This is a genomic window from Chryseobacterium fluminis (assembly GCF_026314945.1).
In the GTDB taxonomy this organism is placed as follows: domain Bacteria; phylum Bacteroidota; class Bacteroidia; order Flavobacteriales; family Weeksellaceae; genus Chryseobacterium; species Chryseobacterium fluminis.
This window is the reverse complement of the sequence record NZ_CP111121.1, coordinates 2,689,570-2,710,425: the sequence shown is the minus strand read 5'-3', so window position 1 is coordinate 2,710,425 and position 20,856 is coordinate 2,689,570. Positions and strand designations below refer to the sequence as shown.

At 39.6% G+C, this 20,856-nt stretch carries 13 protein-coding genes, 2 tRNA genes and 3 rRNA genes; 7 read left to right on the top strand and 11 right to left on the bottom strand.

Annotated features, from left to right (window positions below; translation table 11 throughout):
- Positions 1–1,990: 1,990 nt before the first annotated feature.
- The 5 genes from ODZ84_RS12350 (at position 1,991) to rrf (ending at position 7,243) form a co-directional block, all read left to right on the top strand.
- Positions 1,991–3,508 (top strand): 16S ribosomal RNA (locus ODZ84_RS12350).
- A 224-nt stretch (positions 3,509–3,732) separates the two neighbouring features.
- Positions 3,733–3,806, top strand: a tRNA-Ile gene (locus ODZ84_RS12345).
- A gap of 101 nt (positions 3,807–3,907) precedes the next feature.
- Positions 3,908–3,981: transfer RNA gene (locus ODZ84_RS12340), tRNA-Ala, on the top strand.
- Positions 3,982–4,188: 207 nt separating this feature from the next.
- Positions 4,189–6,952 (top strand): 23S ribosomal RNA (locus ODZ84_RS12335).
- 182 nt (positions 6,953–7,134) lie between these two features.
- Positions 7,135–7,243: ribosomal RNA gene (gene rrf / locus ODZ84_RS12330) — 5S ribosomal RNA — on the top strand.
- The 16S, 23S and 5S rRNA genes sit together here with 2 tRNA genes alongside, the layout of an rRNA operon.
- 54 nt (positions 7,244–7,297) lie before the next feature.
- Here the strand turns inward: rrf and ODZ84_RS12325 are convergent.
- From ODZ84_RS12325 to ODZ84_RS12305, 5 genes are read right to left on the bottom strand one after another with little or no spacing between them, the layout of a single operon-like run.
- Positions 7,298–7,969, bottom strand: a complete 672-nt coding sequence (locus tag ODZ84_RS12325) for a hypothetical protein (RefSeq protein ID WP_266172614.1) — start codon at positions 7,967–7,969, stop codon at positions 7,298–7,300.
- A gap of 43 nt (positions 7,970–8,012) precedes the next feature.
- Positions 8,013–9,326 carry a spinster family MFS transporter gene (locus tag ODZ84_RS12320; RefSeq protein ID WP_266172613.1) on the bottom strand — a complete coding sequence of 438 codons (1,314 nt, stop codon included), beginning with the start codon at positions 9,324–9,326 and terminating at the stop codon, positions 8,013–8,015.
- Between the two features lie 28 nt (positions 9,327–9,354).
- Positions 9,355–9,861 (bottom strand): DinB family protein, encoded by a 507-nt coding sequence (locus ODZ84_RS12315; RefSeq protein ID WP_266172612.1) that lies wholly within the window; start codon positions 9,859–9,861, stop codon positions 9,355–9,357.
- A 20-nt stretch (positions 9,862–9,881) separates the two neighbouring features.
- On the bottom strand, positions 9,882–10,769 hold the full coding sequence (locus ODZ84_RS12310; RefSeq protein ID WP_266172610.1) for a fumarylacetoacetate hydrolase family protein: 888 nt from the start codon (positions 10,767–10,769) through the stop codon (positions 9,882–9,884).
- A 28-nt stretch (positions 10,770–10,797) separates the two neighbouring features.
- Entirely contained in the window at positions 10,798–11,817 is a 1,020-nt protein-coding gene (locus tag ODZ84_RS12305) for a cupin domain-containing protein (RefSeq protein WP_266172608.1), read from the bottom strand.
- A gap of 330 nt (positions 11,818–12,147) precedes the next feature.
- Between ODZ84_RS12305 and ODZ84_RS12300 the strand changes: the two genes are divergently transcribed.
- The gene (locus tag ODZ84_RS12300; protein ID WP_266172606.1) at positions 12,148–12,363 is read left to right on the top strand and encodes a PadR family transcriptional regulator; all 216 of its coding nucleotides are present in this window, start codon (positions 12,148–12,150) and stop codon (positions 12,361–12,363) included.
- Positions 12,320–12,715, top strand: a complete 396-nt coding sequence (locus tag ODZ84_RS12295) for a hypothetical protein (protein WP_266172605.1) — start codon at positions 12,320–12,322, stop codon at positions 12,713–12,715. Before ODZ84_RS12300 ends, ODZ84_RS12295 begins: the two co-directional genes overlap by 44 nt.
- 202 nt (positions 12,716–12,917) lie before the next feature.
- Here ODZ84_RS12295 and ODZ84_RS12290 read toward each other — a convergent pair whose 3' ends face one another.
- The 6 genes from ODZ84_RS12290 to ODZ84_RS12265 form a co-directional block, all read right to left on the bottom strand.
- Positions 12,918–13,445 (bottom strand): hypothetical protein, encoded by a 528-nt coding sequence (locus ODZ84_RS12290; RefSeq protein WP_266172604.1) that lies wholly within the window; start codon positions 13,443–13,445, stop codon positions 12,918–12,920.
- Between the two features lie 10 nt (positions 13,446–13,455).
- A complete protein-coding gene (locus tag ODZ84_RS12285; RefSeq protein ID WP_266172603.1) occupies positions 13,456–13,986 on the bottom strand; it encodes a hypothetical protein in 531 nt (176 codons plus the stop codon).
- Positions 13,986–16,727, bottom strand: a complete 2,742-nt coding sequence (locus tag ODZ84_RS12280) for a COG1470 family protein (RefSeq protein WP_266172602.1) — start codon at positions 16,725–16,727, stop codon at positions 13,986–13,988. The genes ODZ84_RS12285 and ODZ84_RS12280 overlap by 1 nt, the downstream gene beginning before the upstream one ends.
- On the bottom strand, positions 16,720–17,520 hold the full coding sequence (locus ODZ84_RS12275; protein WP_266172601.1) for a WxL protein host-binding domain-containing protein: 801 nt from the start codon (positions 17,518–17,520) through the stop codon (positions 16,720–16,722). Before ODZ84_RS12275 ends, ODZ84_RS12280 begins: the two co-directional genes overlap by 8 nt.
- A 103-nt stretch (positions 17,521–17,623) precedes the next feature.
- Complete coding sequence (locus tag ODZ84_RS12270; RefSeq protein ID WP_266172600.1) at positions 17,624–18,202, bottom strand: hypothetical protein; 579 nt, start codon at positions 18,200–18,202, stop codon at positions 17,624–17,626.
- A 231-nt stretch (positions 18,203–18,433) separates the two neighbouring features.
- Positions 18,434–20,779, bottom strand: a complete 2,346-nt coding sequence (locus ODZ84_RS12265; protein ID WP_266172599.1) for a phosphocholine-specific phospholipase C — start codon at positions 20,777–20,779, stop codon at positions 18,434–18,436.
- Between the last annotated feature and the right edge of the window lie 77 nt (positions 20,780–20,856).

Genomic DNA, 20,856 nt, shown 5'->3' with positions numbered 1-20,856 from the left:
GATGTCAGACTTCAGACAACAGATATAAGACAGCATACCAATAAGTCCCTTTTTTATTTACTGCTTGCAATTACCCGAAAGATTTTCTTTGCTTAATGGCTTTAGCCTAAAATTAAAATCTTTATTGCAGGATTCAAATTAGTTTTTCGCCTTATGTCACCAATCATCAGATACCCTCACAAACCATAAGCTGTTTCATAGCTTAAAATCTAATTTATAACACTAAAAATTTCCTGACCTTTTAATCTCCCAGATGTTTGGATGGGATTATTATTCTATTGAATTAAATCGCCACTTCATCGTTCGTCACTGATCGAATATCTTAATACAATCATAGTTATAATACGTAATCAAAACTACTGTTATTCCTGTTTTCCCACGCTTCACTTTCACGGTTTCCATTACCAAAAAAAATTACCGTTCTATATTATTTAATCTGTTTAAAAAATGATTACATTTATAATCTACCGTAAGTACCTTTTTATATTTTAAAAAATATTCCAAGGAAACATCCCATGAAATTTAAGCATATCCGGAAATAAAATAGCAACGTCATTCCAATCTTCAAGGTTTTAAAAACCTTGAAGATTTAATTACAACAGATACACTAAAGAAACCTCTATAAATACGCTCTATCCATTTACTTTCCGGCAGTTTTACCTTTTATAAATACATGGTAACTCTTCTCATATTTAAAAATATATTCCAAACATCCGTGAAAATTTTACTCGTATCCGGAAACCCAAATAAGAACCACCATTCCAATCTTCAAGGTTTTAAAAACCTTGAAGATTTAATTAAACAGGCACCCTAAAGAAACATCTAAAAAATACGCTCTACCCATTTACTTTCCCTGTCAGTTAATTGCAAATTATAAAAAATTTCGGCAAAAATATTCTGTGATTTTCTTGGATGTGCTTTATATGAATTAATTTCGCTAATCGCTAATCGCTAATCGCTAATCGCTAATCGCTAATCGCTAATCGCTAATCGCTAATCGCTAATCGCTAATCGCTAATCGCTAATCGCTAATCGCTAATCGCTAATCGCTAATCGCTAATCGCTAATCGCTAATCGCTAATCGCTAATCGCTAATCGCTAATCGCTAATCGCTAATCGCTAATCGCTAATCGCTAATCGCTAATCGCTAATCGCTAATCGCTAATCGCTAATCGCTAATCGCTAATCGCTAATCGCTAATCGCTAATCGCTAATCGCTAATCGCTAATCGCTAATCGCTAATCGCTAATCGCTAATCGCTAATCGCTAATCGCTAATCGCTAATCGCTAATCGCTAATCGCTAATCGCTAATCGCTAATCGCTAATCGCTAATCGCTAATCGCTAATCGCTAATCGCTAATCGCTAATCGCTAATCGCTAACTGCTATGAAGAGTAGTAAAACAGAGCCTTAGTAAATAGTTCAGAAAACATTGAGTTAATGTGAGTAAATATAAAAAGACTTTTAAGGTCAATGATATCAGTATCTTATATCAATAAGTTTTCCACAATAGCCCTTCCATATTAATATTATGTTAAATAAATTAGGATGGTATAGGATAAAGGGTGTACTTTTGCGGCACTGAAAAACCAGGAGTAGTTCAGTAGCGCAGAAGAGCTTTAAGGAGCGGAGAATATAAAACTGATATCTACGGATACATGAGATAAAAACTTTTTAATTTTTAGATGATAAAAGTTGCGGAGTTTAAATTTTTTAGTATCTTTGCAGTCCGGTAAAACGGGAGCGCAGGAGTAGAAGGATTGAGGTTTTGAGAGGGGATTAGGGTTAACAAAAAACTTTAAATTTTCTTAAGAAAACATTTGGTCAATTAGAAATTTATTTTTACTTTTGCACACGCAAATACGATAAAGCGAAACGACAGAAATTAGCTAAAGTAGGAGCGGAAGAATAGAGATCATTGAAATACAATATAACAACCAAGTAAGGAAAAACTAAAGCGTCAAAACTTTGAGTGAGTCAGAACAAACATACAATGGAGAGTTTGATCCTGGCTCAGGATGAACGCTAGCGGGAGGCCTAACACATGCAAGCCGAGCGGTATTTGTCTTTCGGGACGAAGAGAGCGGCGTACGGGTGCGGAACACGTGTGCAACCTGCCTTTATCAGGGGGATAGCCTTTCGAAAGGAAGATTAATACCCCATAATATATTAATTGGCATCAATTGATATTGAAAACTACGGTGGATAGAGATGGGCACGCGCAAGATTAGATAGTTGGTAGGGTAACGGCCTACCAAGTCAGTGATCTTTAGGGGGCCTGAGAGGGTGATCCCCCACACTGGTACTGAGACACGGACCAGACTCCTACGGGAGGCAGCAGTGAGGAATATTGGACAATGGGTTAGCGCCTGATCCAGCCATCCCGCGTGAAGGACGACGGCCCTATGGGTTGTAAACTTCTTTTGTATAGGGATAAACCTACTCTCGTGAGAGTAGCTGAAGGTACTATACGAATAAGCACCGGCTAACTCCGTGCCAGCAGCCGCGGTAATACGGAGGGTGCAAGCGTTATCCGGATTTATTGGGTTTAAAGGGTCCGTAGGCTGATCTGTAAGTCAGTGGTGAAATCTCACAGCTCAACTGTGAAACTGCCATTGATACTGCAGGTCTTGAGTAAGGTAGAAGTGGCTGGAATAAGTAGTGTAGCGGTGAAATGCATAGATATTACTTAGAACACCAATTGCGAAGGCAGGTCACTATGTCTTAACTGACGCTGATGGACGAAAGCGTGGGGAGCGAACAGGATTAGATACCCTGGTAGTCCACGCCGTAAACGATGCTAACTCGTTTTTGGGGCTTTATGCTTCAGAGACTAAGCGAAAGTGATAAGTTAGCCACCTGGGGAGTACGTTCGCAAGAATGAAACTCAAAGGAATTGACGGGGGCCCGCACAAGCGGTGGATTATGTGGTTTAATTCGATGATACGCGAGGAACCTTACCAAGGCTTAAATGGGAATTGATCGGTTTAGAAATAGACCTTCCTTCGGGCAATTTTCAAGGTGCTGCATGGTTGTCGTCAGCTCGTGCCGTGAGGTGTTAGGTTAAGTCCTGCAACGAGCGCAACCCCTGTCACTAGTTGCCATCATTAAGTTGGGGACTCTAGTGAGACTGCCTACGCAAGTAGAGAGGAAGGTGGGGATGACGTCAAATCATCACGGCCCTTACGCCTTGGGCCACACACGTAATACAATGGCCGGTACAGAGGGCAGCTACACAGCGATGTGATGCAAATCTCGAAAGCCGGTCTCAGTTCGGATTGGAGTCTGCAACTCGACTCTATGAAGCTGGAATCGCTAGTAATCGCGCATCAGCCATGGCGCGGTGAATACGTTCCCGGGCCTTGTACACACCGCCCGTCAAGCCATGGAAGTCTGGGGTACCTGAAGTCGGTGACCGTAACAGGAGCTGCCTAGGGTAAAACAGGTAACTAGGGCTAAGTCGTAACAAGGTAGCCGTACCGGAAGGTGCGGCTGGAACATCTCATTTTAGAGTCTCGTTTTCGGACGAGAATAAACAAAATTAAGGTACTTCAATGTACCATGCACTTACTTAAAGCGAAGCTTTAGTTTTTTATTTGGTTGCTATATATATAAAAATACACACCCACTAGAGATTAGTAACAGGGAACAAGAGATTTTAGATTATAAATTATAAATTTTAGATTTAAAAGTTATTTAAAATTTTCAATTTAAGATTTAAAATTATAACGAAGTCTCGTAGCTCAGCTGGTTAGAGCGCTACACTGATAATGTAGAGGTCGGCAGTTCGAGCCTGCCCGAGACTACTAATTGAAGGGAATTGCAGATTTTAAATTATAGATTTTAGATTATAACATATTGTTTTCATTTAAAATTTATCATTTAGAATTTAAAATTTCTACTAGAGGGGGAATTAGCTCAGCTGGCTAGAGCGCCTGCCTTGCACGCAGGAGGTCAAGGGTTCGACTCCCTTATTCTCCACGTATTGTATGGTGTACGGTAAGTACATACGTATGATGTATGAGGGTAATTTTACGGAAATGTATATTCTACATAATGACGGAGCCGTCATTAGTACATATTTCGGGATTACATGATTACAAGATTTAAGATCATTGACATTAACGGTAAAGACATCACAAAGAGAAAACCGAGCACTTATAAGTGCTTGAGTAACCTAAAAATAGGAAAGAAATCGTTAAGGGCGTATGGCGGATGCCTAGGCTTTCAGAGGCGAAGAAGGACGTGGTAAGCTGCGAAAAGCTCGGGGGATTGGCACACACGAATAGATCCCGAGATGTCCGAATGGGGCAACCCGGCATGTTGAAGACATGTCATCTTGATGTTTACATTAAGAAGCAAACCCGGAGAACTGAAACATCTAAGTACCCGGAGGAAAAGAAATCGAAGAGATTCCGTAAGTAGTGGCGAGCGAAAGCGGATTAGCCCAAAAGTCTTTATATATTTAGAAGAACGTACTGGAAAGTGCGGCCGTAGACGGTGATAGCCCGGTATTCGAAAGGTATATTTTGATGATAAATGAGTAGGGCGGGACACGTGAAATCCTGTCTGAATATGGGGGGACCATCCTCCAAGGCTAAATACTCCTGAAAGACCGATAGTGAACAAGTACTGTGAAGGAAAGGTGAAAAGCACTTCGAATAGAAGGGTGAAATAGAACCTGAAACCGTACGCCTACAAGCGGTCGGAGCCCACAAGTTGGGTGACGGCGTGCCTTTTGCATAATGAGCCTACGAGTTAATTTTACTAGCGAGGTTAAGGACTTCAGGTCCGGAGCCGGAGCGAAAGCGAGTCTGAATAGGGCGCATAGTTAGTAGGATTAGACGCGAAACCTTGTGATCTACCCATGGGCAGGTTGAAGCTCTGGTAACACAGAGTGGAGGACCGAACCGGTTGACGTTGAAAAGTCTTCGGATGACCTGTGGGTAGGGGTGAAAGGCCAATCAAACTGGGAGATAGCTCGTACTCTCCGAAATGCATTTAGGTGCAGCGTCGCAATAAAGTTTATTAGAGGTAGAGCTACTGATTGGATGCGGGGGTTTCATCGCCTACCAATTCCTGACAAACTCCGAATGCTAATAAATGTTCTGCGGCAGTGAGGGCATGGGTGCTAAGGTCCATGTCCGAGAGGGAAAGAACCCAGACCAACAGCTAAGGTCCCCAAATATATGTTAAGTTGAAGCAACGCGGTTGGACTGCATTGACAGCTAGGATGTTGGCTTGGAAGCAGCCATTCATTTAAAGAGTGCGTAACAGCTCACTAGTCGAGCGGTCCGGCATGGATAATAATCGGGCATAAACATATTACCGAAGCTATGGATTTATAATTTTATTATATCTGGTAGGAGAGCATTCTATTTGCGCCGAAGCAGTATCGTGAGGTATTGTGGAGCGGATAGAAAAGAAAATGTAGGCATAAGTAACGATAAAGGGGGCGAGAAACCCCCTCACCGAAAGACTAAGGTTTCCTCAGCCATGCTAATCAGCTGAGGGTTAGTCGGGACCTAACGCGAACCCGAAAGGGGTAGTGGATGGACAATGGGTTAATATTCCCATACTTGCTCACACTAAAAAGGGGACGGTTCGACGTAGCTATTGAAGACGGACGGAAGTGTCAAGGCCTAGCCTTCGGGCGAAGCTGTTATAGTGAAATCGGATCCAAGAAAAGCCGAAGTGAAGCAACCCGTACCAAAACCGACACAGGTGGTCGAGGAGAGAATCCTAAGGTGCTCGAGTGAGTCGTGGCTAAGGAACTAGGCAAAATAGTCTCGTAACTTCGGAAGAAGAGACGCCAGCAGCAATGCTGGCCGCAGTGAAGAGGCCCAGGCGACTGTTTATCAAAAACACAGGACTCTGCTAAATCGAAAGATGCTGTATAGGGTCTGACACCTGCCCGGTGCTGGAAGGTTAAGGAAGGGCGTTAGGGTAACCGAAGCGTTTGACTGAAGCCCCAGTAAACGGCGGCCGTAACTATAACGGTCCTAAGGTAGCGAAATTCCTTGTCGGGTAAGTTCCGACCTGCACGAATGGTGTAACGATCTGGGCACTGTCTCAGCCACGAGCTCGGTGAAATTGTAGTATCGGTGAAGATGCCGATTACCCGCAATGGGACGAAAAGACCCTGTGAACCTTTACTATAACTTCGTATTGACTTTGAGTAAGTAATGTGTAGGATAGGTGGGAGACTTTGAAGCAGGCACGCTAGTGTTTGTGGAGTCAACGTTGAAATACCACCCTTTACTTACTTGGAGCCTAACTTCTTTCAGAAGGACATTGCGTGGTGGGTAGTTTGACTGGGGTGGTCGCCTCCAAAAGAGTAACGGAGGCTTTCAAAGGTACCCTCAGCACGCTTGGTAACCGTGCGTAGAGTGTAATGGCATAAGGGTGCTTGACTGTGAGACCTACAAGTCGATCAGGTGCGAAAGCAGGACATAGTGATCCGGTGGTTCCGTATGGAAGGGCCATCGCTCATAGGATAAAAGGTACTCCGGGGATAACAGGCTAGTCTCCCCCAAGAGCTCACATCGACGGGGAGGTTCGGCACCTCGATGTCGGCTCGTCACATCCTGGGGCTGGAGAAGGTCCCAAGGGTTGGGCTGTTCGCCCATTAAAGTGGCACGCGAGCTGGGTTCAGAACGTCGTGAGACAGTTCGGTCTCTATCTATTGCGGGCGTTAGATGTTTGAGAGGGCTTGATTCTAGTACGAGAGGACCGAATTGAACAAACCTCTGGTGTATCAGTTGTACCGCCAGGTGCACCGCTGAGTAGCTACGTTTGGAAGAGATAAGCACTGAAAGCATATAAGTGCGAAACTCGCCTCAAGATGAGACATCTTTTAAGGGTCGTTGGAGATGACAACGTTGATAGGCTACAGGTGTAAAGTTGGTAACAGCATAGCCGAGTAGTACTAATTACCCGTAGATTTATAGCCTATTGGTTGCTGTAATCTTAACTTTAATTAATTAATAATAAGACAAGTGCTTATAAGTGCAGAACTGGTTTTGCCTTTGTGATGAAATTTACCGATAAAATTTGTAAAATGTAAAAAGTAAAAAGTATCATGTCAATACATGGTACCTATTACAACCGACATGATACAAGATATACCTTATTTAGGGTGGTTTTAGCGGTGGGGCTCACCTGTTCCCATTCCGAACACAGAAGTTAAGCCCACCAGCGCCGATGGTACTGCGACAAGCGGGAGAGTAGGTCGCCGCCAGTTTTTTATTAAAAGTCTCATACATTCATTTGTATGAGACTTTTTTCGTTTTATTATTTAGTTAAATTCTTTTCTAATAAAAAAACCAAAGTTTGTTTTTGTTACAGGTCGTAGGCCATATTGGTCAAAATCTGCAGCTAGTCCATATTGAAAGTATTTATAATCAAGACCTATGCGAAACTGTTGCTGACTTCTGCGATGTAGTCTTAAATCCAGCCAGCTAGTTGTTGCCAATAATTGAGTGAAAAATTGATATTTAGAGGTAAGAGGAAAACGATAATTTATTAGTATTATGGCTTCCCGTAGAGGAATATTGATTACCATATAAGAAAAAAATACGGTGAAAAATAATCGTGATGAACGCTTAGAAAACTGTGCAGCCAAGAAAGGAGTGATTCCAGTGGTATTTACAAATTTTATTCCAGCACCGGCACCAAAAGATTTTGCATAATTATAGGTTATGGCAATATTGGTAAATACTTCGTCAAAAACTTTATCTTCGGAAGTGTAGAAACTATGAACAGCTGTAATGTTTAGGAAATTTAGTTTTTTTCGCTGATCGATTTTTTTTGAAATAACAGCAGAAATCAATGTTTTTCTTGTTCCTGCATCAAGTTCTGCCTGGATAATGGGCGCTGGAAGAATACTATCTTTAGCTGTCTGTGCTTGATATATCAGTAATATAAATATAAAGATAGAGCTTAAGATTTTTTTACAATAACAATGCATAGAATTGATTTTAAAAGTAAATAATTCAGAATATTTTTCATTTTTAAAAAGTGGGAGTTACTTTTCTTTGTTCTGACAGGCTATTAATATCTTTTTCTATATGGTGAGACGCTCTCCAATAGATTAGTCCTGAAAGCAGGGCAACTCCCGTAGCAGACAGTAATGAATACCGTATTGCATTTACATGATAAGTTTCTGATAAGAGATCATTAAAAAAACCAGGAACAGAACTCCCCAATCCATGGCCTATAAGGTTGCATGAGATAGTCAATATAGCTGCGGCTAATGTACGTACTTCTACTCGGGTAACAGTTTGAGCAACTCCCCAGGCAACTCCAATATGAAAGGCTAGAAAGAATGTGGTAATACCGAGGCCTATAATCGCCATTGTTGAGTTATCTGAAAATAGAAAGATGAGAGAAGAAGCTGCACATAAAAATGTTGCTATCGCAGGAATTTGCAAAATATACCTATAGTTTTTTTTGCCACAAGTATTACAAAGCCAACCTCCGAGAAAAGCTCCTGCCAGACCAGTTCCTCCCTTTACTGTTCCCACAATAAGGCCTATCTGTATTCCATCAAAGTGATAAATTCTCCTAAGAAATGTAGCTTCCCATGTGCTGAATGCATAAATGACAAAAGCACCCATCGTAGTTGCGATTAAAACAAGACGGTAACTCGGTTGACGAAATATATCTTTAACTGCGGTACGAAGTGGTATTTTCAGTCCTTTCAGTTCATAATGCTCTTCTGAACTACCACGTATAGGCTCTTTCATGGTTAGTCGGATAATTAAAGCCAGCAGAAGTCCTGGAACCCCGGCAAAAAAGAATGCGTACCTCCACCCCAGCATCTGTCCAATAAGTCCGGCAATGATATATCCCAGTAATATTCCCAGATGAAGTCCACCAGAATAGATACTGAATGCTTTAGGACGTTCATGTTTTGGAAAAAAGTCAGATAAAAGAGAATGTCCCGGTGCAGAGCCCATGGATTCCCCAAAACCAACAAGGATCCGTGCGATGGTAAGTTGGAGTATATTTGTTACCAAACCACTAAAAGCAGTCATTGCACTCCAAATCGTAAGACCGGTCACAATAATATTTCTTCTGTTATAGCGATCTGCAAGTCGCGCTATAGGAAAAGTCATTGCAGAGTAAAAAGCAACAAACGCAAATCCAGATAATAGTCCCATAATAGTATCTGATAAGTGAAACTCTTCCCGGATGGGATCTAAAAGTACATTAAAGATAACTCGATCTAATAAACCTAATGCGAAAACTAAGGTTAACAGTAGGAGTGCATAGTTAGGCTTAGTTCTACTCAACCTTTTATGCTGTGAGATTTCAGAATTCATATAAGTGTTTTTTAATGGTGGTAGGTAATTAACGAATTTGCTTCAGGATTCTATCAATCTGTGCTAAATGAATATGATCATGCTCAACGATAAAATGGTCGATGAAGTCTACTAATTTCATTAAGCCAAACTTGGGATTCATATGCTGAATTTCTATCTCAAGATCGGAAGGTTTTAAATTTTTGAATATTGTAGTAACTTTAGAATAACTTTTTTCTAAGCGATCCAGGATTTTGTCTATTGAAGGCTGAACAATATCAGCTTCTTTGATATTTGCTAACCGAACCGGATCATCCATTGTTCTTCCTATGGGCAAATCAGTATGATGTAATACTTTTTCAATTTCATTGGCAAAGAAAGTGCGTGCTTCTCCAATATGCCAGAGTACAATACCGCAAGACCATTCTGCAGGTGAGGGTTTGGTATATAACTTTTCTATAAGAAGCGATTGGCTGGAGAGCTTTAAGAAGTTTTCTTGTGTGCTTTGAAGAGCATTTTTAATCTCTTGCAAAGTCAGTTGTTTAGTATTTTTCATGATTTTTTTTAAAAGAATCGTTATTTTATAGTATTTTCTAATATACCAACATCGGTAATCTCTACTTCCACGACATCACCCCTCTGCATGAATACTTTAGGGTTCCTTCCAAATCCGACCCCGGAAGGAGTTCCTGTTGCAATAATGTCTCCGGGATTTAAGGTCATAATTGCTGAGATTACCTCAATTAGGGTCGGAACATCAAAAATGAGATCACCAATAAAAGATTCTTGCATAATTTCTCCATTTAAGCGCAACAGGATTTTTGATGAGGAAAGGTCTTTTATTTCGTTTGGAGTGACAAGCATAGGTCCTATCGGTCCGTGTCCATCAAAATTTTTGCCCTGCATCCATTGGACTGTCCGAAACTGATATTCACGTACCGTTACATCATTAAAACAAGAATATCCGACTACATATTCCATCGCATTCTGTTTTTTTATATTTTTCCCTTTTTTTCCAATAACTACTGCCAATTCAGCTTCAAAATCCAATGAATCGGATACATCTGCATAAGGAACAGGCTGCTTGTGACCATTTAATGTAGTAGCCATTTTGGCAAATAATACTGGAGCTTTAGGCATCTCACGATTCATTTCCATGATATGATGCTTATAATTAAGTCCTACACATATAATTTTTTCAGGTGAACTTATTATAGGCAACCATTGAATCTGATTTTCGTTCCAAATAGTATATTCAGGCAGGTCATCCCAATGTTCTTCTGAATATTGTATAACTTTTTCTGCATCCGATAGTCCGGCGGCACTTTTTAAAGACTCCTGTAATGACGTAGGGAGACTAAGCCCTGCTAGATTCGCAATTTCATTGAGGTCAATAATCTTTCCCCGAACAAAAGCTCCGAATTTTGGCTCTGATGAACCACTGGTAAACATAAGTAATTTCATTTTTTTTGATATTTAGTTGATTAAAAATTTATAAATTCCCCGTAAAAACGCTATGGACTATTTGATGACCATCATTCTCCTTAAGGGGTTCTTGTCGGTATTTGTCCATTGCCTGCATTAAAGGACGATCACTTACAGAAAATAAAATAGCATCTGTACTTTCTGAAGTATTACAATGTTCATGATAGGCCCAGGTAGGAATAACCAGGAAGTCTCCTTCAGACCAGTTAAACCGAACTCCGTCAATTACCGAATATCCGCTTCCTTCAAAAATATAATAAACGTTGCTGGATACATGGCGGTGTGCTTTGGTGTGTATTTTCGGACGTATTAATTGGATGGAAGCTCCAAAAGTTTTCATTGAGGAATTGCCATTGAATGAATTAACGTATTCCAATGCCAGATCATCATAAGGACAAGCTTCGTCAGCTTCTTTAAGGCCGTTAAGAGCTTTTAAAGTTTCTTTCCATTTATATACTGAAACTGGAGGGTATTCATTAATAGGGTCTTCCCATAGAGGGCGGTAATTTCCATTACCATATTTTAATACCGATGCGTTTATTTTTTTAGTTACTTTCTGCTTGTCTAAATAATGAGACTCAAAGAAATTAGCATTCAGATAATTTGTTACAGGTATATCCAGCGCATCCAGCCAGATAGCATGGTTATTATTGATGGAACCATGGTCATGCCATAGTAAGGGAGGGTTAAGGACAAAATCTCCCCTTTCCAAAAATATTCTGTTTCCTTCCACTGTACTATAAGAACCTTCACTTTGGATAATAAATCGTGAGGCCTGTGCGATATGACGGTGTGGTGGAGCTATCTCCTTTCCATTAAGCCACTGCAGTGCCATCCATAAAGTTTCAGTAGCATAGGGTTTTCCATTAAGACCGGGGTTACTTAGACCCAAGGCACGACGATCTCCGCCATCTTCAAGTTCAATCAGTTTGCCTGCCATGGCTGCCAGCTGATAGAGTTCATCCCATTTCCAAAGCCAGGGAACAGCTGCCGGGGTTGGCTGCAATGGTAATACATCTTGTTCCACGAGCCATAAAGGAGTTAAATTTTGCTCTCCCAGTCTTGTATATAACTCTTTTAATTCTTTCATAATATATTACTTTTAATACTATTTGTTTAAAAAGGTTTAATTTTAATAATCTTTAAGTTTTATATTTATTATTGATTTTTTAAAGTTAATAATAAATAATTATATATTATAAATAAAATATCGATTAATTTAACATTTATAATAATTATGCGTTTTTGCTAGTTTTTTTTAAATAGTATTTTAAGTACTATTTTGGAGCGTAAATGAGAATAATACTATAATGATTATATTTGTATAAAACATTTTATGTCGACCAAACACATCATTATGTCAATGTTAGAAATCGCACCTATGACGGGCTATGAGATTGCTCAGAACTTGAGTACGTCGGTAGTTCCTTTCTGGAGTGCAACTGCCAGCCAGATCTACAATGCCCTCAAAAGTATGAAGGAAAATAATCTGGTGGAAACACAAAATAATATCAGGGGAAAAAATGAATGTGGAGCAGTATATACTCACTCCGATCGGCAGAAAAGAACTTGATGCCTGGATTATGAGGGATATTCAGTATATTCCCATTCGGGAGCCTTTTTTACTGTGGTCTTCTTATATGGAGAAGTGCACACTGGATAAAGCCCTTTCTATTATAGATAATCATATTGAAAAATTTGAAAAAAGAGCACGTCAGCTTGAGGAGGCAACCTATAAAATACAGACCAACGAATATAAGCTAATGAAAGTGAGAGCCGAAGATACACCAAAAGACAAACTCAAAAAGATTCAGATGGCCCGTGCATTTGCTTATGGGGAAATTGCAACTAAGGCTCGCTTTGAAGTAGAACAGGCCAGACGCATCAAACAATTTGCTTACTCTTTTTTTTCAGGAGATGATTGATGAGAAGAGATAGACATTAATGATATGTCAGAAAAATTATTATTCACTACATCGGTGGTTAACTAAGACAGTAAGTTACAAAGTTTTTTAGATCCTCTTTTAATTTTTATAAAACATATCTCTAAAATTTTCCAGTTAAAAATGAAATGATTTTCGCTATCTCTACATCAGATTGATTCCACAGATTGTGAATGTTATTGTCTTAGGGGGCTGCTATCGTAAAAACGACTAAGCTGCTATACGTTGCTGCCGGTATGGCTACCGAAACTCCTGATAACTGCAACTGCACTGGAATATTAGAATAAGATGCCAATGCTAATACAGCGGTAATTCTGAACAATTCTACGTCCGTTGCTAAAGGAATGGTAATGTAACTTGTTCCGCCGGTGATCGAGCAGCCGGCACAGGGTGTTGTTCCGTTTCCTGTTCTCCTTGCTGATAAAACGAGATTGCTGTTCCATGTAGGGTTGGCCTGATATTGCACACTTACTTTCCCATTCCCTAATAACAACGGAACACTCGCCCCTAACAAAACCTGATTGGTCGCGCTTTCATAAGTTCCTGTATAGTTGGAGCCTGCTTCCGATATCGGCGGGATGGTAACGGTCCAGTTAGTTCCTCCAACAGTTAATACTCTTTGGGATTTTAAATCTAAACTTAAACTTAACAAAAGAATGAGTACGCTCTTAATTAAAAATATTTTATAAAGAAAAATAGTATAAACTTTCATTTATTTAGTATTATTCTGTGATTGTATACGTTATAACAACAGGTGTACTGGTACGTGCAGATAAATTGGCGTAGGTATTGGTAGTAAGACTTATGGTAAGTCGGTGACCGTTATTGATGCCATTTCCCGTAAAAGCACCGCCGATCCCGCTGATGATCGTCCGGGCAGTTGTGGTAAGGGTAATTTGTGCTGCAGGAGTACCTAGTGTCCCTCCGCCGGAGCCCGACGCAGCAGCAGCCAGAATTTTGATATCAATTCCGGGAAGAACCTGATTAATTGATGCAGTAATCCTTCTTGTTATGCCACCCGATACAATGGCGGAAGTATAATTGACCCATTTTGTTGTATTCGAAGTAGGCACCGTTACAGCATTTCCGGCTTCTGTAGGAGTTGTATAATTTAAACTGATGGCTCCGGCAGGTTCTATATCCATCAAAGTCACAACCGGTAAAGTGACAGCAACGGACCTGTTCCCGGTAGTTTGTGCCAGTATTTTAAAAGATACACTTAGGCTTATTAAAAGTATAGTTTGACAATACATTATTTTCTTTTCTTGTTTTCGTTATAACTTACTTTGATACTTTCCCGCTGATACTTTACTTCAGATGGCTGCTTGATGACATGAACGTCTAATTTTTTGGTTTCAGATGGTTTTAAAGTAAATTCGAATTCATCAACTGGAATTTTATATCTTTTATCCAAGCCGTTCCGGTAAATTTTTACCTTCCAATCCCCGGGCCTGAGATAAGTGAAATCAAAATGTTCTCCGATGACTCCCATTTTTCGATAAATCTGATCGCCATTTGAGACTTCAATAATAAGATTTTCCTTTTTCTTTTTGTCTTTGTGTACTGAGAGTCCGGCAAAACTTGCCTGGCCGGTCTCTGAATACTGAATTTCTCCCTCTATATAGGCAGCACTTGTTAGTCCGAAATTGAAAATATTTTCTTTATTTTTTAAGGATAACGAAACCGGAACGTTCAGATTGGGAATATCATTTATAGCCGTTGTAGATCTGTCAATTTCAAGAACGTAATCCCCGGGAATCACATTTTTAAATATATAATTACCGTTCTTATCTGTTACCGATAAATAATTTCCCAACCGGAGTCGGATTCCGTCAACCTTTTGTACCCCGAGATTGTCAATCGTTCCTGAAAGACTTGTATACTCTGCAATCTTTTGGGTTGGAACATTCATTCGCAATGTGTAACGGAGAGAGAAAATAAAATCTTTATTTCCCAACTCACCCCGCTGCAAAGCGTACCGGCCGGAAAGGTCCAGCTCGTGGCCGGGAAAAAGCTGCTGATGGAAAAGCAATTCAAAAAGATTTCTGTCGGTATAATAATCTTCCGGCATATAATTATTTTGATAAAACAGACTGAAATTCGTCTTATCCGACAATCGGTTTAAAATTCTGACGCCGTAATACAACTGTTTTTGCTTCTGCATCTGATAACGTGAAGTAATGGCATAACTTCCAAAAACGTTAAATGATGTTTTAAATTTCTCAAAACCGATATTAACGGTATAAAAACTAGAATTTCCTGAAGATCCGGTAATAAAATTATCAGTCTTTCCAAACTGACCCTGGAGATTTACCTGAAAAATTCCGATCTGCTGATCTATTGTTGCTCTGAAGAAATGTTCTTTATAATCGAATTCTTTCGGCATCATGCGATCTTCATATCTTTGAGATCCATTATAAAGCATTAATGATCCTTGATCAGTGTACCGGTACTGCAGTCCATACTGCAAAAACTTCCGGTAGGGAGCTGCTAGAAACAGAGTGTCACGCTGGAAATTTCTCGCATCCTGAACATAATTTGCCAGAAGGCTGATCCTTTTCGAAAGTTTATATTGAAGATTTCCGTTAAAATTATTCGTATTATTAAAATATCCTGCGTAATCGGGGCTGGCGCGCATATACATAAGATTCCCGCTAAGGCTCTTAAAGCTGACGATAGTCTGAACCATAAAAGCACTTCCATCTGTTTTATCAGTTTTACTATACGAGATCTCTCCCGAGGCCTCAATATTTTTATTTAATTTAAATTTTCCCGTAATATAGGGCAGATGAGCATTAGAGTCTAATTGTACATTCGTAAGATTTAATCTTGCCTCCTCTGTTCTGGGAATTTTATACAGATATCCGGCTGTAATTTCAGATTCTTTTGTCACGTTTAATTTCAAATAGGCGTTAAATTCGTCTTTAATGTCTCTGAAAAATCGAGGGTGATTATAAAATCCTCCGAGACTTATTTTCTTCAGGTCGATTTTAATTTCTGCACCACGGCCATACCTGGCATATTCCGTCAGAAAAGATGATGAGTAATTTTTATCTCCTATATGAACATAAAGATTTTCCCGTTTGTAATTCAAAAAATATTCTTCATATTGTGTAAAAGAGCTGAATTCAACAGGATTTTTTGTTACTGCGTGAAATTCAAGCTGATTTTTATTATCCTTATCGAGGGCGCCTTTTCCGTAAATTTCCCCTTGAAAACCATCATTATATTGACCACGGTTTCTCATTCCGATGAATAAAAGTGAGGCTGAGACCGGCAACCTGTGAAAAATATCTTCCTCGACAGGTTTTACAGAGATCATTTTTACAGTGGTATATGCCGTTTGGGTTTCTGCAGGATTATTTTTAGAAGATACTGAAAGATTTAGATTTTGATATTCGTTCTTTCCGAGAACCGAGCTGGTGGTTTTACTGACAGTAATTATTTTACTTTCTCCGGGAGGCAGAAGTAGTGAAGTACCTTCATTGACCACGGCATTTTTACTTTCCAAAATTAAATTTTCGGATACATTGCCACTGTTTTTCAAAAGAAATGTTGATATGATAGTTTCTCCGGCTTTCACAAACTCAGGCGTATGCAGGGCCGTTAAAGTAAGCTTTCGGATCCCAGCGAGCCGGAATTCTGTTTTTTGGGTGAATGTTTCCCCCGTTTTTCTTTCAGTGCCATTTAAAACCACGGAATATTTACCCTGCGGTGTTTCAGTTGCCACTTTTAACGGGACGATATACACATTACTTTCAGAAGCGGAAATTCTAAGTTCACCATTAGTGAGAATCGGCGAAATATGGGGACTTGTCGTTTCTACCTTAATATCATAAATTTTGTTTTCGGACGTCCTGTTTTCTATGGTAAAGGAAATAGAAGTAGATGTTCCCGGCAGCAGACTATCTTTTTTGTTGACAAAATTTTCTTTTTGGGCAAAAATAAATACCGGGAATAATATGAATAGATATAAAGCACAACTTTTAATCATTCTTTACTTCTAGTTCCACATTGAGAGCGAAAGCATTTTCATCTTCATCAGTGGCGATCAATACGGCGTTGTATCGGTCGGGAGGAATTTTGCTGATATCAATATGGAATGATTTTGAGGTTTGCGGTAATAATCCCATGGCCTGGCTGGATAAATTTTCGAGTTTCTGGCCGTTCTTTTTATTGTAGATTTCTATGTTGACCGTTGGTTTGCAGTAGAGATTTCCTTTATTGGAAATGTCAACCTTCAGAATACGTCTTCCTTCTTCCTTTTCAATTTTTACACCTTCAAATTTTAAGTCGGATTTTGCTTTTTCCGAATCAAAATTGGTAATTACCTGAATGGCATACCGTATAATGGAGGTAATGTTTACTCCCTGCTTATTATGGTCAGGTTTTATCTCATCCACCGGCTCCACCATGATGACACTCCAATAGCTTCCAGGCTCAGAAATCGTATCAGGGATGGTAATTTCGTAATAAACTTCTGTTTTTTGTTTGGCTTTAAGGGTGACTAAGTTGGTGTTTATCTTTATCCAATCCGAATTGGTTTTATCATTCGTATGAGGGGCCGTATAGCTGGTGGTACCATCAGATTTATAGCTGTAGTCCTGGAGAAACAATTTTACGCTCTGAGGCTGGTTACCTGTATTTTCTATGGCTATTTTTCCTTTATACACCTTTCCGGTTTCTACCTGATAAGTATGGGAAAGACCATTAAGGACCACAATACCCGCTTTTATAAAACAGAATTGAAGCATAAACATTATCAACAGGAAAATGCGCTTTATCATAAATATGTAAAGTTTGGTGTTTGAAATATTGATTATACAGGACTAAGAAGAAAAGGAAAACCGTTTCTTCCTGCCTGTATACATAAAAATGATTTAGGACAGATTAATTGTCCGAGATGGTGTAGGTGACTGTGGCTACTGCAGTAGCTGTTGCCTGTAGATCTGCATAAGCCGCTACTCCGCCAGGGCCGCTTCCGGGAGCTAATGCATAGGTCAGATTGTGTCCGTTGTTGGCTCCGTTACCTGTATAGGCGCTTCCTATTCCTGAAATAATGGTTTGGTCTGCCGCACTTAAGGTAAGCTGGGCCGCCGGAGTTCCTAAGGTTCCTCCACCCGCACCTGTAGCCGCTGCTGCTGTTACGTTGATATCAATTCCCGGAATAATTGCATTTAATCTTACCGATACATTACGGGTTGGGTCCGCAACAGATTTAATGGATGAATAGTTTAGCCAAAGGGTACTGTTTGCAGCATTTGCGATCACGGGGTTACCCGCTTCTGTAGGGGCTGTAAATCCTAAAGTAATATTTTTCGTGGCAGCAGGCTCTATATCTACTAAGGCAACCTCCGGTACCGAAATGGTTATCGTATGGTTATCGGTGTTTGTGTCCTGTGCATGTAGGTTTGTAGACAATGCCAATGCGACAAATGATGTAGCAAATGCGTAATTCAATTTTTTCATGGTAATTCTATAATTTTGGTCAAGTGAAGTTAATAAAATTCAAATAAGTATGAAATATTTTTTTGTTTTTTTAATTATTAATGGTTCATTATCAAGAATTTAAAAATATTTAAATTTGAATTTTCAAATTTCAAAAAAAATTATAATTACTTTTTATGATTGAAATCAGTGTGAAAAAAAAAGTCCTGTATCATGGATGCAGGACTTTTTTCATATAAAAAAATTGTAGAATTAAGCCCAGTGAGGGTCCGAAGTGGAGGGCTTACCCGTTTCTATTCTGCCTGCAAAATGCCAGATGTTGTGGCCGGCCATAAGCTTGAGATCATACCATCCTTTCATCTTACCGAGTTCTATAATGATGCTTTGTTCGGGGTGTTGCAATGATATTTTATTTGGTTTTTTCTCATACAGGTTTTCTAATGAAACCTGCAGATTTTCGTTACTTCTCTTTTTGAAAATAAGTTCAACCTGATTTTTTGATCGATTATTGACTAATGAGATTTCGAAACTGGGTTTTTTTTCACCTTTAAAATTTCTGTAAAACCCATTAGGACCAAAAACTTCAAGATTATATTTTCCAGCAGGTACCGCATGTAACCATTCCTGTTTAGCATATAACGCATACGAGAAACAGAAATCATCTTTGTCCAGCCTTGTACGGTCATAGATTAATAATGGAATTCCCGCTTTGTTCAGGTTCGTCATTTTAATCTGATCATTTTCAAAATTAACCTGATAATCATAGGGAAGCGGATTTGAAGGCTTCAGCCCCCGCTCCTGGATTTCCAGTAAGTGGCCCTTCAGTTCATTTTCGGTATGCCATTTTAAATGGGGAACAGGCTTATTTCTCGCAGCATTGATGGTTTTTGTATAATTCTTCTGATCCAGGTAATCCATCCTGGGAACTTTGATATCCGATGAATTAAAAGCGGAAGTTAAATCTCCGCAAATAGCTCTACGCCAATCACTGATATTATCTATGGTGACGTCTTTATTAAATTTTTGATGAATGAATTTTTCCAGAAACTGAAGAACTGACGTATGATCTGAAACTTCAGAATTCACGAATCCTCCTTTGGTCCACGGGGAAGCGATAATCATCGGGACTCTGTATCCAAGACCAATAGTGCCTTCTATTCTTTCGTGATCCTTCAGCTTTTGTGAAGTCATATATTCCTGACTCCTGCTGACATACTCTACGCCGTCTTTACCATTGATATCCACAGGCTGACTTGGATTTATGGGCGGGGCAAATGGTAAAACGTGATCAAAATAACCGTCATTTTCATCATAGTTGATAATGAAAATTGTTTTTTTCCAGGTTTCAGGATCTTTTGTCAAGATATTTAACACCTCGGAAATGTACCAGGCTCCGTACCAAGGCGATCCGGGATGATCAGAAAAATGCTCGGGAGCTACCAGCCACGATACCAACGGCAGTTTTTTCTCTTCGACATCTTTTCTGAACTGGTATAATACATCTCCTTTCGGAACGACCAGCCTCTCTCCGTTTTCATCATTTCCGGTTTCCAGATTCCAGAAATCAGGATCGCCGGAATTGGTAGTAAAAGCTTTTTCGTGAAGATTTCTTTGATGCTGAGAAAGCTTATCAAAATTTTCCGGCTTATATTCGGTCAGATCATTCTGAAGTTCAGTAATCATTCCTTCCAGTCTCTCTTTCTGTAAGGGATTTTTTTCGGCTTCCTTTTTTAAATGTACAATGATATTCGGAATGTTTTCATAATATCCTTTCGAAAATTTTACATTGAAGTTTGAAAACCATTCGATCGGATTATCCGTAAAATTACTCAGCCAGGCTTCCTGCTCACCGGACATTCCTTTCGGAAGACTGATTTCGTTCTGATAAATTTTCCACGAAACATTCTGCTCCTCCAACACCTCTGGAAAGGTTTTCCACTTTGCCTGTCTGGCTTTATCGTAATCGATGTTTTCATTATAAACATTGGGCTTTACCTTTCCGTTTTGCTGCTCCCGTAGGGTTCCTGACCAAAGAAACAGACGGTTCGGAGTGGTTCCCGTTAATGAAGAACAGAAATACTGATCAAAAATGGTGAATGCGTCTGCTAATTGGTAATAAAATGGCAGATCTTCCCGGTTGTAATATCCCAGTGTAAGAGGAATGTCTTTATAATCTTTATTTCCTGAAGCTTTTGCCTGAAGCCACTGATTGTACTTTCCTTTATTCAGTGCTTTCTGCTGATTATCCCAGGAATGGGGCAGGGAACTCATCCACGTGGATTTCGTATTTCTTAAATCTAAACGTGCGGGAGACGCATATTTGCCGTTATCACCCTTCTGAAAGAAAACCGGATGGCCGTCCTGCTTAATGAAAGCTCTTTGATCCAAGAAACCTCTCACGCCTTTCAATGCCCCGAAAGCATGATCGAAAGAGCGGTTTTCCTGCATTAAAATGACGACATGTTCTGCATCATAAAAAGTTGATTCTGCGGCAGGTTCTATAGTTAACGCCTTTAAAATAGAGGGATGTAAAACTCCCGAAGTTCCTAAGCCGGCTAAAAGTAAACTTGATTTTTCTAAAAATTCTCTTCTGTCCATTTCATTAGTAATACAAAGAAACCGCAAGTTAATTTGTTTTCCTGCGATTTCTTTTATTTGAAGTTAAAAATAGTTAG